This window comes from Phormidium sp. CCY1219, assembly GCF_035615515.1.
Taxonomy (GTDB): Bacteria; Cyanobacteriota; Cyanobacteriia; order Cyanobacteriales; family Laspinemataceae; genus CCY1219.
This window is the reverse complement of the sequence record NZ_JAJENT010000639.1, coordinates 1-967: the sequence shown is the minus strand read 5'-3', so window position 1 is coordinate 967 and position 967 is coordinate 1. Positions and strand designations below refer to the sequence as shown.

Here is a 967-nt window from a genome sequence, read left to right as displayed (position 1 = left end):
GGTTTGATCATCGGATGCCGAGACGGCTCGTTTCCCGTCCGGGGCGATCGCTACTGCTAGTACCCAGTCACTATGCCAAGTGAGGGTGGCCAGTTCCGTTCCGGTCTCCAAATCCCACAGTTTCAGGGTTTTATCCGACGATGCCGAAAGTGCTCGTTTCCCGTCGGGGGCGATCGCTACTGCTGTTACCCAGCTACTATGCCCGCTGAGGGGGGCCAGTTCCCTCGCCCTCTCCAAATCCCACAGTTTCAGGGTTTTCTCATACGATGCCAAGACGGCTCGTTTCCCGTCCGGGGCGATCGCTACTGCATTTACCCTGAAACTATGCGTGGTGAGGGTAGCCAGTTCCCTCGCCCTCTCCAAATCCCACAGTTTCAGGGTTTTATCATTCGATGCCGAGACGGCTCGTTTCCCATCTCCATACGGTGCGCTATACCGAACTTCCACCCCAGCTTTATCATTCGATGCCGAGACCGCTCGTTTCCCGTCGGGGGTAATGGCTACTGCATTTACCCACGCACTATGCCCGGTGAGGGTGGCCAGTTTCGTCCCCCTCTCCAAATCCCACAGTTTCAAGGTGTTATAATTATAATAATACCCCGATGCCGAGACCGCTCGTTTCCCGTCGGGGGTAATGGCTACTGCATTTACCGAGCCACTATGCGCTCTGGGGGTAGCCCGTTTTGTCCCCGTCTCCAAATCCCACAGTTTCAGGGTTTTATCATTCGATGCCGAGACCGCTCGTTTCCCGTCAGGAGTGATAGCTACTGCATTTACATTGCCACTATGCCCTTCTAGAGTGGCGAGTGCCGAGACCGCTCGTTTCCCGTCAAGAGTGACTGCTGTTACCTCGTAACTATGCCCTTCTAGAGTGGCGAGTTCCGTTCCGATCTCCAAATCCCACAGTTTCAGGGTTTTCTCATACGATATCGAGACCGCTCGTTTCCCTTCGGGGGTAATGGCTACT

Annotated in this window: 1 pseudogene; it reads right to left on the bottom strand. The window is 54.9% G+C overall.

What is annotated here, in order from left to right:
- Nucleotides 1-967, bottom strand: a pseudogene (locus LKK83_RS18265) (WD40 repeat domain-containing protein); the annotation flags it as partial.